The organism is Halomarinibacterium sedimenti (genome assembly GCF_019312585.1).
Classification (GTDB): Bacteria; Bacteroidota; Bacteroidia; order Flavobacteriales; family Flavobacteriaceae; genus Halomarinibacterium; species Halomarinibacterium sedimenti.
In genome coordinates, this window is record NZ_JAHWDP010000002.1 from 204,119 (window position 1) to 218,396 (window position 14,278).

A 14,278-nucleotide genomic window follows, 5' to 3' on the forward strand; every position below is an offset into this window, starting at 1 on the left:
GAATAGTTCTGCTTTAAAAATTAGAACCAATTGTATTAATCGGCAAACTGCACTCGTATTAATGGACTATTTAATAAGCTTATAAAAGTCTTCACATTCATATGAAAACTACTAGCGGCTGTTTCTGTAAACTCTTTTAATTCTGTGAGTTTCTCTACATCGTAATACACACCACTTAACAACACTCCATAAATGTTTTGTGAATTTTTAATATTTTCTAAAGGATTTTTATTTAGTAAAACAAGATCAGCTTTCTTGCCTATTTCAACAGAGCCATAATCTTCTTCTATGTTTGAGAATTTTGCAGGTATTATAGTAGCCGACTGCAGTGCCTCAAGGTTAGATAGTCCGCTTCTTGTTAATTCATACAATTCGTCATGTAAACTAAATCCAGCAAACACATAAGAATCTGTAACATCGGTTCCTATCATGATGGGTACGCCCAATTTATTAGCCATAGCTACTTGCTTTTTTGAAGCTTCAAAAAATTGCTCACTTACAATATTCCCTAGACTTTCGAGGTTTTTCTCCTTGTTATAATCTGTATCGTACTTCCACCAAAGTTGCTTTCTAACGTTGGTTACATATTTAAGATTTTCATTATTAGTAAAGCTATCTTTATGGGCGTTAGCTTCAAATTTTAGGGTTTGAAGTGTTGGTGTCCAATAGGCGTCTTTTTGATTCATAAGGCGCATTAATTCTTTTGCTTGTACCGTATCAAATTGTTGTACAATTTTTAGCTTTGATTTAGAAAAATATTGTTTCCAATTTGTTGGATTCTTTAAACTATCAGCTTCTGGAAAACACTCATACAGAAATATGCGTCCATGTTCAAAACTTCTCTGTCCCCAATTGATAGCTTCTTCTAAGCTTAAAAACATAGGTTTATGACCTGCTAGATGAATACCATATCCAGCTGCTTTCTCAGCCAAAACTTTGTAGGTTTCTTTTGGTAATTGCTGATACACCTTTATAAAATCTACATTTTCCTTTTTATAAAATTGTAATAACGAATCTACTTGTAAAGGATTTTGTAGTTTAAAAAAGTCTGGTGCATCTTCAGGAATAGCTTTTTCACCATCCATTTGGTAACTACTTTGCAGTACGTATCTCGGTGTAACTCTCTTATTGCTTTCTAGTTCTTTATTCCATTGCATTCTTTCTTTACTACCAACCCAATAACTATCCTTTTCGTTTAATTGGCCAGACATGTCTCTAACACTTGTAACACCATTTGCAATATATAGTGGATGATGTAACCATTCTGAATGTTGATTAGAATGTGTGTGCATATCCCACAAACCAGGAATGAGAAATTTACCTGTCCCATCAATTATTAAAACTTTCTCAGAAACGTTGATTTTAGTAGAATCAATTTTTGTAATTCTAGATTTTTCAATTAAAACATATTGATTGTAAGCAATGTTACCTGTTTCAACATCAATAATATTTACATTATTAATGATTGTTTTTTCGAAAGATACTGGTGGTTGCAATGTGGAAGTTGGCCACAAATAGGCACCAGTGATTGTGATAATTACTAATACAATTATTGCAATCACAACTTTTAAAAAATATTTAAACTTTTTTTTCAAAATTGAATTTTATGAGTGTTATTCAGTACTATCTGTTAGATAATTAATAAGGTTTATCGAAGCTTAACCGCCTTTTGTCCGTAAAGGATAAATGAATTAAAGTCACTCGACTTTAAAAATTTAATATCTACTCCAGTGTTTGGGTTGATAAAGCTTATTTCATCGCCTTTTACAGGAACGAGCTTATAAGTATCCCCATTTGGAAAGTGAAGTGAGATTTGGTTTGTTTCATCATTAAAACTTATAGAAAGTTCCACTTGACTATTCCATTTGTATGTGCCTGTAAGTTGTTTTAATAATTCTGAATCTAACTGATTTCGTATAGCAGATGTACGTTTAAAGTGATTCCAATTGTATAATTGTGAAGCAGATAACAGCAACTCATTACCAAGAGCACCACCATTATCTGAATTGATTAAATAGACCAATCCTTTACCAGTATTAAGATCTATGGTCATACCAGTGCGATATCCAGCATTACCACCATAATGGGTAATTGCAAAACCTGAATCTGACTTATCTACTATTAATCCATAAATATGTCCATCACGTTCTTGATTTAGTATCGATTGAATTTCTGACTTTGAAAAGATTGAACTTTGACCTTGATAGCCTTTGTAAATTTCAATTAAAAACTTAGCCATATCAGTAGCATTACTCCAAAGTCCAGCTGCCGCCTGTTCTGGATGGTTTCTCCAACCACCTTCTAAAACAACTCCATTTGACGTATACCCTTTTGCGACTTCGCTTGAGTCTGATAGTTGCAATGGTTGTGTGAATTCTGAATTCTCCATACCAATAGGTTGAAGTATCCATTGGTTCATAATATTTGAAAAATCATCATTAAAAACATCCTGAAGTGCCACCTCAGCTAAGGTATATCCACCACCCGAATACGCTAACATTTCATTAGGGGTTGAAATAACTTCTATTGCTGGTGAATTAACGCCTTCACTACCTTTTAATACAGCAATATCACTTGGAATAGCAAGGTCTTTAGCATAGCCTTGATATCCTCCTGAAGTAATACCAGAAGTATGCGCAAAGATATTTCGTAAGGTTACTGGATTTTCAGCAGTTTGTTTACCTTGTGGTAATTTGTAACGCTTCAAGTATTTTTCAATATTCTCATCTAAGTCAATTTTTCCTGCTGTATGCATACGTAAGGTGGCAAAAAAAGTTACGGGTTTCGATAAGGATGCAGCTTGAAAAATACTAGAGTAGTTTAAGTTTTGCTCTGAAAAACTTGGGTTTTGATACATATCTGCCCATTCTATTTTACCATCATTGATGACCGCAAGCGATAGGGCAGGTATTTTATAGTCGACCATTTTATTTACTATAGTGCTAAAGTTCTCTGGCTCTTCCAGAAACTTCACTTTTCCAATAATCTGATTCTCTAATTGGACTTTACTTTTTGAAGGCTTATCAGAATATTCAATTAGCTCTTCGTTATAAACAAAATCATCTTGTTTTTGAGTTAGCTTAATAAAGTTTTTAACTCCAGGGGCGTATAGCCAAACCTCATCTACAACTGCATTATATCCTCTAGAATTTGTGATATTACCATTATAATGAATGGTGTACGCCATAAAAGTTCCTGCATCTACTGTTTCTTCTTTATAGGATAACACTTCAGCGTTCATTTGCTGTTTTCCTGTTGTACCATCTTGACTTGTCCAATTTTCTTCATAAACCCACTTTTTTCCTACCTTAAGTGGCCAATCGTATTTTGGCGTATCGCTTTCTTCAGGCTTTGCCATTTCTGCAACAGGAATCGTATCCTTACCAATGGTTATATTTAACTCACCGTTAACTTCTATTATTTCTCGAGTATCTGTCCCTTCAGACCTTACTTCTCCTTGGGTAGTTACGCCTTTATACTTCCATACCCATTTCTCTCCAATAGCATAATCGGTTAGGGTTGGTTGTTGAGTTATACCTAATTTAGCTTTCTTATTACAGGCACTAAGGATTACCAAAGCAAATAGTAAAATAAATCGATTTTTCATTTTAATTGATTTCATAATTATAAGTTTATGATTGATGCTTTTTTAAATTAAGATGCAAATTTCCCTTTAGAAAATAGGCTTTAGGAATTTTAATATCTGAACTGTTGATTTAAAATGATGAATTGTAGATTTACAATAAGTTCTTGATACTTTTTAGTTTTCAATTCTACATTTTCATTTAATTCTTGACAAAATTAAGTGGACTACAGAATTAAAACGTTCTACTTTAAAAATCGGAACTAATTCTCTAGATGAGATTTAAGGTAAGTATTTGGTGTTATCCCTTCTAATTTTTTAAAGAATGTATTAAAAACTGTTTTAGAGTTAAAACCACTATCATAGGCCACAGCCATTATAGTTAACTCTTTGCTTTCTTCTTGAAGAATACGTTCTTTAAATTCATTTACTCTAAAGGTATTGACATATTCAGAGAAGTTTTTTTGAAATCCTAGGTTTAATAATTGAGAGACGTAATTGGCAGGAAGTTCTAGGTAAGAGGCTAAATCTTTTAAGGAAAGATCTGGGTTTAAGTAGAGTTTATAATCCAACATAATCTGCTCTAATTCTTTTGTGTACCTCTCAATTTCATCACTATCCAGCAATGCCTGCTTGTACTTTTTTTTCTGCTTATAGTTTACATTATCAGGAATGGCTTTTAGCATAATATCTTTAAACCTTTTGTGATGTTTTACATGCTTAAGAATTGGTGATGGATTCAATAGCAAAACTAATGGTAAACGGTTATTATATGCTTGCTCTACTAAATCAATTACCTTTTCACAATTATCTAACAAGGCATTAACCAATATCAAAAATGTAAATGCCTTATCTACTAGTGCCGTTGTTAAATACGTCTCTAGTTCTTTAATCCCATCATTGCATTTTTCCGCTTCATTAAGGTAGGCATAACACATGGTTTCACCTCCTAATTTGGTGAGGTCTTTCACAGAAACTCCTTCAAGTGAACCAAAATATGTCAAAGCTTCATTTGGCTTGCCTGACATTAATAAACTTATTCCTATGTAGATTGGTGGAAAAGGTAACTTAGGGTCTAAATCCAATGCCTTTTTTAGATACGGTATTGCAGTTGTATAATCTTCTTGCAAGTAATATAAAAACCCTCTATAATGATGGTTGATAGCGGCATAAGGGTCTAGCTGCAACGCTTTGTCAAGATAATTATGTGCTGCATCTAATTTTCCTTCTACTGTCAAAAAATTAGAAATGGTTAGGTAAATATCGTCTGCTTGTTGAATTTCCAAAGCCCTATTGGCATGTTCGTAAGCTTTCTTGAGATTCCAGTTTTGCCAACATTCTATCCAGGCCAAATTCAATTGCGACCTTGACGAGTTTGGGTCTAGCTCTAATGCCTTTAACAAATAAGGCTGGGCCTTTTCGTATGCTTCAAATGCAGGTAAAAGGCCCATGGTTCCCATATTAACATAGGCTAGATTTATATCTAGATAGGGATTTGAAAAATTGGGTGATTTATGTATTACGTCTTTTAAGATTTTGATACCCTTTATAGAGTTTTTATAATCTAGTTTCATGATGTAGTACCTTCCTTTCAAATATTCTCTATAAATAGCTACAGGTACATCAATTGGTTCTACTAGTTTATTTTCTATTTCGAGATGACCAATATGCTCCCGTAATTTTTCTGCTATAAACAAACCTATTTCATCCTGTATCTGAAAAATATCATCTGGTTTTCTATCAAAAGTTTCTGACCAGAAATGAAAGTCATCTATAGTATCAATCATTTGCACGGTAATGCGCATTTTATTTCTAGATCTTCTCACACTGCCCTCAATAAAGGTAGCTACCTTTAATTTTTCTCTAATTTCTTTAGCAGTTACGGCTTTGTTTTTAAAATAAAATGATGAGGTACGAGAGGTTACAGCTAAGTCTTTTATCTTGGCAAGGGCATTTATAATCTCTTCTGTTAAACCATCACAAAAAAACTCATTCTCTAGGCTATTACTCATGTTTTGAAATGGTAATACAGCGATAGATTTATTATTTAAGTTTTCAGATCCCATTACTTGTAATTTCTATCGAAATAGCTAAAGAAATGATTGATATTAAATAAATAACAATGATAATTTTTAGATGATAATTTTTAAGAATAATGTATGACAATCTTACTTGTAACCTAAAAAAGGCACTCTAAATAAATTAATATAATAGACAGTAAAATTTACAACTAATATTTACACAACAATGATGCAACGAATATAAATAAAATGGGATAGTTAGACAATAAACAAGAAGAGGTGGTATGAAAAGAAGGATTACAGATACTTATTACCAAATGTCCAAAAAGATTTATATTTGAATATTATATAAATCGAAAGCCTAAAACTGCATACGTTTTGCATACGATTTTGAATACGTTTTTATATTTAAGCAATTATAAAACCTTAATTATCAGTGGTTTTTAAAATACTCTAGGAATTCATAACCCGGAGGTCTCGAGTTCAAGTCTCGATCTCGCTACAAAGTAAAACCCAACATAATGTGTTGGGTTTTTTATTCAGTACAATTCTGATTACTATTCTGAATAACTAATCCGTTCCCGAATACCCCCACTTTCTCTGTGAATAATCACATCGGCCTTATACCGTTTGGCTAGGGTTTTGGCTTTATTTATGGCAGTGCTTTGTTTTCTATGTTTGGAAGTAATACGTTTATTCCCCTCTCTTCGTACCGCCCAATCTCCTTCAAAGGGTACTACATGCTGATGCCAAGTTCGGTTGCGGCTACCGCTCTTTCCCAAGGCTTTTAAAATGGCTTCTATAAGTTGTTGGATGGCTGTCGCCAGACCTTTGTTTTTTGAGGACATCGTAGTGGTTTAAAGTGTAAAGATAAGAAAGCTGAATATTTTCTATTCTTATGTATATTTCTTCGTTCCTTACTTTTTTGTATTGCCCAAAAAAGAAAAAAAATCGCTAGGCTTACAAAACCATTCGATAGGCCGTTTTAAAGGTCTTGAAGTCGAATTGCAGGGCCAAGATTCAATCCAACACACTCCACACTGCTTCCTTACAACATCAACAAATTATTTCGAAAGGTAGGTGGGTCGTTTTGGATGGAATCTGTAAAGTAGTAGGCTAGCTTTTGGGTTAGGCGGGTGATCGTGGAAAGGTTCCGTAAAATACCTTTGTCTTGCAGTTCATGTACAAGTTTCTCCCATTCTTGTAATGTCATAAATCTTTATTTATCTGGTTGAGTTCTTCTATATAGCTGGTAAAATATCCTTCTTTCTTTTCCATAGGAACGAACTTATCTTCGGCCTTTACAATAAAGGTTATAAGTCGGTCCAAAGCAGCTTTTAGTTTGTCCTCGGCATAATTGGCCAACTTTAATAAATGATGACATACTACCGAAGTTCCTATGCCAATAAACGATAGCATGACATAATATTCAAAATTGGAAAAATCCTTTATGGAAATTAAACAATAGGCAATGTAAAAGCCTCCTATTGAAATTGAAACAAAGGCAATGGATTGTATAGCATTTCTAAAATCGAAAGGTAATTTCTTGCTCAAAGACAGTAAGCCTAGCCCCATAAAAAACGGAAATAAGGCCCATCCAAGTGCGTCTAAAAAGGAAATCATCCAACGCCAATGAAATGGGCCTTTTGCCTCTGGATTTCCAAATAAATGCAGGAAAGGGCCAGAAAAGGCAATCAAAAAATAGACAATCGCACTATTCCTGATTGTCTGGTATGCCGTTACAATTGGTATCGTTAGGCGGGCAATTTTTGTCTTTCTCAGTTTGATATTCATCTACACTCTGATTTTCAGGGGTGCAACTTGCTAAAAATAATACAACAGAGGCTGCGGCTAAAATTGTTTTTAAATGTCTCATCGGTTTTATAGGTTTATATTAATAAAACCGAAAGATACCCTTTAAGGGGCTGAAAATTAATTTATTATTTTTAAAGTATCAACAAATTTTTCAACATTTTTTTCCTTTGTCCTATAAAAGGTTGGTTTAATCGAGGATCACCCAATATTTCCCAAGATTTTTCCTATATACTGTAGCGGGAATTTCCTACAAAGACCTCGCCTACCAACTTCCGCCACCGCCGCCACCAAAACCGCCGCCACTAAATCCGCCGCCGCCACCACTGCTTCCTGATGAACTTGGTGAGCTAACCATGGTGGATCTTGTTGAACTCATAGCACTATCAAAAGAGTTTGAAAAACTATGCATCGAAAAAGGTCTATTTGATGTCGTGTGATACCAATCTGGTGGTTTTACATCCAATCCTTTAAACTTACCCGCCCATTTATCAAAATAACCAAAGGCCAAGGCATATGCCATGGTATTTTCAAAATAATGAGGATCTTCATTTAAAAGCACTCCCAGTCGTTTTGCTTCGGCAAGTTTTACAAATTGCCTAAATCCTTTTAAATGTGCCAATGCCTCATTTCCCTTGGTGTTTTTCTTAATCATAAAGAAATTAAGAAGTAATAAAATAACACAAGTGAAGACTACCAAACCTGCCGCGAGTAATCCCCATACATATAAAACAATAGCACTTAATAGAAATAGAAGAACCACTACCACCCCAGAAACTATTTTTTTTACTGCCTTTGATTTGGGCAAGTAGTAGGGTTGTGCCTCTTTCTTCAACAATTCTTTAGCCTCGCCCATAGTAGTATAAAAGCTATCTTTTAAACTACTAATTAAAACCACAGCTTTTGAGCCTCGAAACAGATTTGTAAACATTTTTCGTTCGTACGCCGCAGCGGTATTTGGAAGATCTTTAAGTTTATTTAATTGGGTGTCATTTTTTTGAAACAGTCCCTTTTTCTCGATTTCTTTGATGGTTATATATCCCTTAGATCCCCAGTAGGGAAGTAATGAAATTAAATCGGAAGTGTCACTTTTATCATCAATAAGGTATCCTGCCATGGCTGGGTCAATGTTCTCTGGTGGATAATAACTCGTGGCTGAAATTACTTTATCGTCTTTCCCATGTATACGCCATACCACATAAAACCCTACCCAAAATGATGCAATAATCAAAGTCCAGCCATATCTAGCTCCAAAAGGCCAAAAGGGTTTTGTCTCAGAAATAACATTAGGTGGTAAGCTAACCAAGAGCGTAACACTTTCCCCGTATCGGGATACAAAATCCTCCTTGCTGCTAATCTGAATGATACCCTCTTGATAATCAATATTGAAATCATCACTTTCATTGGTGTTTCCCGTATATCCCGCATACAATTTAATAGCATCTTGAGGTACCGAAACTCCATCGGGCACATGAATGTTAAACTTCATCGATTCAAAATTTGCATACCATCCGGGTGGCTTTAGGTTCCAATAAAATTGGGTGGCCTTTTCTTCAAAAAGAAAGGCATTTTCAACTTGATAGTTAATGGTGTATCCCTGAGGCCCCGTAATAGTAATATCTTTATCCCCTATCTTAATTTCAAGTTCGCCAGTAAGATCATTTATTATTTTACCAGACGTAACAAAGGTACGACCAGGCACTTTTACATTTTTTACTTTGATTTTTCGTTTTTCTTGCGTCCCTTTTTCGGTCAAAAGATCGTAGGTAAGTTGGATATTTCTATAAATTCCATGTTTATAGGTTCGGAAGGTGAGGTCGTACTGCTCACTCACTGTGAAATACCCCTCTTTCTTTATAAAAATTTCTGCCGAATAATTGTTAACTATAAAGTCTTGTGCATGAACAGAAGTTGCAAATACAAGAATAACAACGAAAAAACGAAGCACAACCTTCATAACCTACGAAAAATCTACCTTTACATTTTCGCGTTCGGCTGCATCAACTTCAAAATAGTTAAAGGATTTGTAAGGCATCATCCCAGCAAATATAACCCCTGGAAAGCTCTCTCCATAGGTGTTATTTTCTCTAACAGTGCTATTATAAAACCTCCGACTACGCTCTAGTGCTTCTTCTATTTCACTCAATTTTTTCTGAAGGTCAATAAAATTAAGATTTGCTTTTAAATCTGGATATGCTTCTCCAAGAGCAAATATACTGCGCAACGTTTGTTGTAACTGATTTTCGGCTTTAATCTGTGCATTAATATCATCACTTGGCACAGACATCGCAGCATTACGAGCTTGGATGACACGTTCCAAAGTATCCTTTTCATGAGACGCGTACCCTTTTACCGTTTCGACCAAATTTGGAATAAGGTCGTAACGCCTTTTTAAAGCAACATCAATATTACTCCAAGCATCTTTTACTTGGTTTTTGTTCTTTATAAATTTGTTGAATACTGAAACGCCAAATAGCGCCAATAAAAGAAATATTCCTAGTAAAATTAAATAAAAAGACATAGCTATAATTGTTATTTAGGGTTTGATTAGTCTGTCCCTAAATTACACTTTTTTTACAAGGAAATAAGTACCAAGATAGTATTACTTTAATTTATCGGCATACAATTGTCTCAACTTAGCCAATTTGGGAGTAATAACATAACTACAGTAGCCTTGATCACTATTTTGATTGTAATAGTTTTGGTGATAGTCTTCGGCTTCATAAAATATTCCTATTGGACTTAGCTCTGTAACTATAGCGAAGTCATAATATGGCGCTACTTGATTAAGTACTTCTTCGGCTACCTCTTTTTGCAATTTGTTATGATAATAGATTACTGAACGATACTGCGTCCCCACATCGGCACCTTGTTTGTTTAATGTAGTGGGGTCGTGCGTGGTCATAAAAATAACGAGTAATTCTTCATAGGTAATTACCGAAGCATCAAAAGTCACTTGCACTACTTCCGCATGACCTGTTAGACCTGAACAGATTTCTCGATACGTAGGTTTACCGGGAGCAGTGCCGCCGGTATATCCAGACACCACTTTTTCAACTCCTTTTACTTGTTGAAAAACGGCTTCGGTGCACCAAAAACATCCTCCACCCACGGTCATCACTTCAAAATTACTCGCCATGTGAAATCTCCTCTTTTTGAAGCACCATCGATTCTGAATTGATACAATACCGCAGTCCACTGGGTTCAGGGCCATCGGGAAACACATGTCCTAAATGCCCATCACAGGTATTACACATCACTTCCACACGAACCATCCCAAACGAAGTGTCCTTATGGTATTTTATGGCATTTTCTTTTATGGGTTGGGTAAAACTTGGCCAACCTGTGCCCGATTCAAATTTGATGGTAGAATCGAACAACGGAGTATTACAGCATACACAATTGTATTGCCCAGCTTCGTGAATACTACACAAGGCTCCAGAATGAGGTCTTTCGGTTCCTTTTAGTCTTGTTATTCGAAATTGCTCTGGGGCAAGTAGTTGTTGCCATTCGGCATCCGATTTTTCAACGCGTTTATAGGGAACTGGATTCCCGTTAACACTAAAATTAATGACATCTTTCCAAGTAAGCATACACTTTATCCTTTCTGATTTTAAATGAAATAATACGAAAATTAAGTCGCTTTTATTGTAGTTTTCTTACAAGCCCTTCATAGTCTAATGAAATCTGCTCGCCGCTTTTCATATTTTTTAAAGTGTATTGGGAAGCATCCATTTCACTGGCACCTGCCAACACCGTAAACGGAATGTTTCGCTTATCGGCATAGCTCATTTGTTTGCCCATTTTTGCGGCATCAGGGTATAACTCGGCAGAAATGCCTTGCTGACGTAACTTCGTAATAGCTTTCATAGCATATAAAGCTTCCGCTTCGCCAAAATTGATAAACAAAACTTTGGTGTTTGCTGAAGCCGTATCTGGAAACAAGCCTAATTCTTCCAACACGAGATAAATTCGATCCAAACCAAAAGAAATCCCCACACCGCTCATATTTTTTAACCCAAAAATCCCTGTTAAGTCGTCGTAACGACCGCCACCACCAATACTTCCCATAGCAACGCCTTCGGGAGCGGAAACTTCAAAAATAGCGCCTGTGTAATAATTCAATCCGCGGGCAAGGGTGACATCAATTTCCAAACTAGCCGATTGCAGCCCAAGTGTCTCCACCGAATTCACAATAAAGGTAAGCTCCTCTACTCCTTTCATTCCCACTTGTGAAGTGGAAAGTAAATTGCTTAGTAAATTCAACTTATCTGTGGCATTTCCACTAGCGGTAAATAAAGGTTGTACCTTATCGATAGCTGTTTCAGAAATTCCCTTTTCACGCATTTCTTTCTTTACGCCCTCCTCGCCTATTTTATCTAACTTGTCCAACGCCACCGTAAAATCGATCAATTTATCGGCTTCGCCAATCACTTCCGCAATGCCGCTCAACACTTTGCGGTTGTTCATTTTAATGGTAGTGCCTTTCAGTTGTAATGCCGAAAAAACCGCATCGTATAATTGCACCAATTCTACTTCCTGCCATAAAGAATCACTCCCAACCACATCGGCATCACACTGATAAAATTCTCTAAAACGCCCTTTTTGAGGACGGTCTGCCCGCCAAACGGGCTGCATCTGGTAACGTTTAAAAGGAAAAGTAATCTCGTTTTGGTGTTGCACCACATAGCGTGCAAAAGGAACCGTAAGGTCGTAGCGAAGGGCTTTTTCAGAGATTGAGGAAGTCATTTTTAGACTGTCCTTTTCTGAATAAACATCCGCTGAAACTTTATTTAAATAATCCCCACTATTTAAAATCTTAAAAATCAATCGGTCGCCTTCTTCCCCATATTTTCCCATGAGAGTTTCACTGTTCTCAAAACTTGGAGTTTCGATGGGTTGAAATCCGTAGGTCGTAAAACAACGCTTAATGGTATCCATAATATAATTGCGTTTCACCACTTCTTCGGGTGAAAAATCACGAGTTCCTCTGGGTATGGAAGGTTTTTGTGCCAAGATGCTTTTTTTAAATAGTTTTATTGAAGTACAAATATCTTAATTTATGAGTGAAATTATAAGGATTTTCAAATTAATGGTAACTTTATGCTTTGTTTGTAGTCTAATGCTACAATAACGCACCACAGCATGTTTAAACTCTTTCGGGAAAATGTACGTATTGCGCTGGATTCTATTAAATCGCAGTTGCTTCGTACTATTTTAACCATCGTTATTATTGGAATTGGAATATGGGCGCTGGTTGGTATTTTAAGCGCTGTAAAAGCGTTGGAAAATACTATTTCAGGCAGTTTTGCTTCTATGGGTTCTAACACTTTTAATATTCAGCGATATGAATTTGAAACCCAGCAACAAGGCGGGAGAGAACGTCAAAAGATAAATCCCATTATAAGCTACGATAATATTAGAGAGTTTATCGATACATACGATTATCCTCTTACCCAAACATCGGTTTCCTTTATGGGAACGAATGCTGCCGAAATAAAGTACGAAAATGAAAAAACCGACCCCGAAGCGCAAGTTTTTGGAGTCAATGAGCATTATCTTGAAAATACAGGAACAAAGGTTCAAATGGGGCGGGAATTCAACTTTTTTGATATTCAGAATAACAACAAAGTATGCCTTATTGGTTCCGATTACCTAAAAAGTCTATTTGAAACGGAAAACCCCATTGGAAAAACCATTAGTGTTCGTGGTGTAAAGTTTAAAGTAGTGGGTGTTCTGGAAGAAAAGGGATCCACCTTCGGAAATAACCAAGATTTAAAAGTGCTTATCCCTATTCAAGCAGCCCGCGGAATTTTTACTCAACCCAATATTAATTACACCATAAGCATAAAAGTAGATAATAAAGATTTTATGCAAGAGGCTGAAGATGCCGCTATTGTTACTTTTAGAAACATTCGCCGTTTGAATCCAGTGGAAAAGAATAACTTTGGGATTGAGCGCAGTGACGACCTAATTAACCGAATTGCAGAAATTACAGGTGTTTTGGAAACCGCTGGTTGGATTATTAGCATCATTACCATTTTGGGATCCTCCATTGCCTTAATGAATATTATGTTAGTTTCCGTTACTGATCGTACGCGTGAGATAGGAGTGCGAAAAGCCATGGGAGCCAAGCGTTCTACTATTTCTACCCAATTTTTTATCGAAACGATTGTCATTGGGCAATTTGGTTGCATTCTTGGAATAATTCTAGGGATCCTCACTGGGTTCATCTTTGCCAAAGTAGTAGATTTTGAATATACGCTTCCTTGGATGGCGATGTTTGCATCGGTCCTCATTTCCTTTGTGGTAGCAGTTATTGCAGGCTCCTACCCTGCTAGCAAAGCGGCAAAACTAGACCCTATAGAAAGTTTACGCTACGAATAATATTACGGTAAGATTTTCTGAAAGACCTCAAATAAAATGCCTTCAGTGATAATGGCACCCTGTTGGATCAGTTTAAATATATCGAGGTTCTTATCTTCGGAATAGCTTTTTGAAGCCGTGAACAATGCTACTTCGTCTAAATGAATATTCTCCTGAAGCCACGCTAATCCTTCTTTTGTAGTGAGGTCAATTTTATCAATAGAAACTTTTACTACGATGAGTCGCATTTCCGAAGCCTCCATCTTAAAAAGAAACAACTGGTCTGGCGAATGATTTTCGAGATAAGCAGCTTTTTGTAAAACACCTTCCCACACCAAATCGCTAAAGATTTCCATTTCCTGCTTTGCCACCTCAGGTTGCTTTTCTTTAATAGTATCCCATTCTTGTTTGGTGATGGTTTGGGTTGCCAAAAAGTTGATGAATTCTTGGTGGAGTTCTTCAAATTGTTCTTTTGTGAGTAGACTGTATTTCATTT

At 35.9% G+C, this 14,278-nt stretch carries 12 protein-coding genes; 1 reads left to right on the forward strand and 11 read right to left on the reverse strand.

Features of this window, described 5'->3' with window-relative positions; translation table 11 throughout:
- Nucleotides 1-35: 35 nt before the first annotated feature.
- The 10 genes from KXJ69_RS05555 to hisS form a co-directional block, all read right to left on the reverse strand.
- Nucleotides 36-1,562 carry an amidohydrolase family protein gene (locus KXJ69_RS05555; protein ID WP_219051982.1) on the reverse strand — a complete coding sequence of 509 codons (1,527 nt, stop codon included), beginning with the start codon at nt 1,560-1,562 and terminating at the stop codon, nt 36-38.
- An 86-nt stretch (nt 1,563-1,648) separates the two neighbouring features.
- Nucleotides 1,649-3,622 (reverse strand): serine hydrolase domain-containing protein, encoded by a 1,974-nt coding sequence (locus tag KXJ69_RS05560; RefSeq protein ID WP_219051983.1) that lies wholly within the window; start codon nt 3,620-3,622, stop codon nt 1,649-1,651.
- Nucleotides 3,623-3,846: 224 nt separating this feature from the next.
- The gene (locus KXJ69_RS05565; RefSeq protein ID WP_219051984.1) at nt 3,847-5,649 is read right to left on the reverse strand and encodes a tetratricopeptide repeat protein; all 1,803 of its coding nucleotides are present in this window, start codon (nt 5,647-5,649) and stop codon (nt 3,847-3,849) included.
- Between the two features lie 512 nt (nt 5,650-6,161).
- Nucleotides 6,162-6,452, reverse strand: coding sequence for a DUF2188 domain-containing protein (locus KXJ69_RS05570; protein ID WP_219051985.1), 291 nt, complete (start codon nt 6,450-6,452; stop codon nt 6,162-6,164).
- Between the two features lie 361 nt (nt 6,453-6,813).
- Nucleotides 6,814-7,398 (reverse strand): hypothetical protein, encoded by a 585-nt coding sequence (locus tag KXJ69_RS05575; RefSeq protein ID WP_219051986.1) that lies wholly within the window; start codon nt 7,396-7,398, stop codon nt 6,814-6,816.
- Nucleotides 7,399-7,681: 283 nt separating this feature from the next.
- On the reverse strand, nt 7,682-9,373 hold the full coding sequence (locus KXJ69_RS05580; RefSeq protein WP_219051987.1) for a DUF2207 domain-containing protein: 1,692 nt from the start codon (nt 9,371-9,373) through the stop codon (nt 7,682-7,684).
- Nucleotides 9,374-9,376: 3 nt separating this feature from the next.
- The gene (locus KXJ69_RS05585) at nt 9,377-9,937 is read right to left on the reverse strand and encodes a LemA family protein (RefSeq protein ID WP_219051988.1); all 561 of its coding nucleotides are present in this window, start codon (nt 9,935-9,937) and stop codon (nt 9,377-9,379) included.
- Nucleotides 9,938-10,018: 81 nt separating this feature from the next.
- A complete protein-coding gene (gene msrA / locus KXJ69_RS05590) occupies nt 10,019-10,555 on the reverse strand; it encodes a peptide-methionine (S)-S-oxide reductase MsrA (RefSeq protein WP_219051989.1) in 537 nt (178 codons plus the stop codon).
- Nucleotides 10,545-11,009 carry a peptide-methionine (R)-S-oxide reductase MsrB gene (msrB, locus tag KXJ69_RS05595; protein WP_219051990.1) on the reverse strand — a complete coding sequence of 155 codons (465 nt, stop codon included), beginning with the start codon at nt 11,007-11,009 and terminating at the stop codon, nt 10,545-10,547. The genes msrA and msrB overlap by 11 nt, the downstream gene beginning before the upstream one ends.
- Before the next feature lie 52 nt (nt 11,010-11,061).
- Nucleotides 11,062-12,432 (reverse strand): histidine--tRNA ligase, encoded by a 1,371-nt coding sequence (hisS, locus tag KXJ69_RS05600; RefSeq protein ID WP_219051991.1) that lies wholly within the window; start codon nt 12,430-12,432, stop codon nt 11,062-11,064.
- A 129-nt stretch (nt 12,433-12,561) separates the two neighbouring features.
- On the opposite strand from hisS, the gene KXJ69_RS05605 reads away from it, so the two are divergent.
- Nucleotides 12,562-13,803, forward strand: a complete 1,242-nt coding sequence (locus tag KXJ69_RS05605; RefSeq protein ID WP_219051992.1) for an ABC transporter permease — start codon at nt 12,562-12,564, stop codon at nt 13,801-13,803.
- Nucleotides 13,804-13,805: 2 nt separating this feature from the next.
- On the opposite strand, the gene KXJ69_RS05610 is transcribed toward KXJ69_RS05605, so the two are convergent.
- Complete coding sequence (locus KXJ69_RS05610) at nt 13,806-14,276, reverse strand: DUF6495 family protein (RefSeq protein ID WP_219051993.1); 471 nt, start codon at nt 14,274-14,276, stop codon at nt 13,806-13,808.
- Between the last annotated feature and the right edge of the window lie 2 nt (nt 14,277-14,278).

Excerpts from the sequence above, each read along its gene's own strand:
- KXJ69_RS05575 (WP_219051986.1), bottom strand. The coding sequence starts at position 7,398 with ATGAATATCAAACTGAGAAAGACAAAAATTGCCCGCCTAACGATACCA.
- KXJ69_RS05580 (WP_219051987.1), bottom strand. The coding sequence starts at position 9,373 with ATGAAGGTTGTGCTTCGTTTTTTCGTTGTTATTCTTGTATTTGCAACT.
- KXJ69_RS05570 (WP_219051985.1), bottom strand. The coding sequence starts at position 6,452 with ATGTCCTCAAAAAACAAAGGTCTGGCGACAGCCATCCAACAACTTATA.
- msrB (WP_219051990.1), bottom strand. The coding sequence starts at position 11,009 with ATGCTTACTTGGAAAGATGTCATTAATTTTAGTGTTAACGGGAATCCA.
- KXJ69_RS05565 (WP_219051984.1), bottom strand. The coding sequence starts at position 5,649 with ATGGGATCTGAAAACTTAAATAATAAATCTATCGCTGTATTACCATTT.
- msrA (WP_219051989.1), bottom strand. The coding sequence starts at position 10,555 with ATGGCGAGTAATTTTGAAGTGATGACCGTGGGTGGAGGATGTTTTTGG.
- KXJ69_RS05585 (WP_219051988.1), bottom strand. The coding sequence starts at position 9,937 with ATGTCTTTTTATTTAATTTTACTAGGAATATTTCTTTTATTGGCGCTA.
- KXJ69_RS05560 (WP_219051983.1), bottom strand. The coding sequence starts at position 3,622 with ATGAAATCAATTAAAATGAAAAATCGATTTATTTTACTATTTGCTTTG.
- KXJ69_RS05610 (WP_219051993.1), bottom strand. The coding sequence starts at position 14,276 with ATGAAATACAGTCTACTCACAAAAGAACAATTTGAAGAACTCCACCAA.
- KXJ69_RS05605 (WP_219051992.1), top strand. The coding sequence starts at position 12,562 with ATGTTTAAACTCTTTCGGGAAAATGTACGTATTGCGCTGGATTCTATT.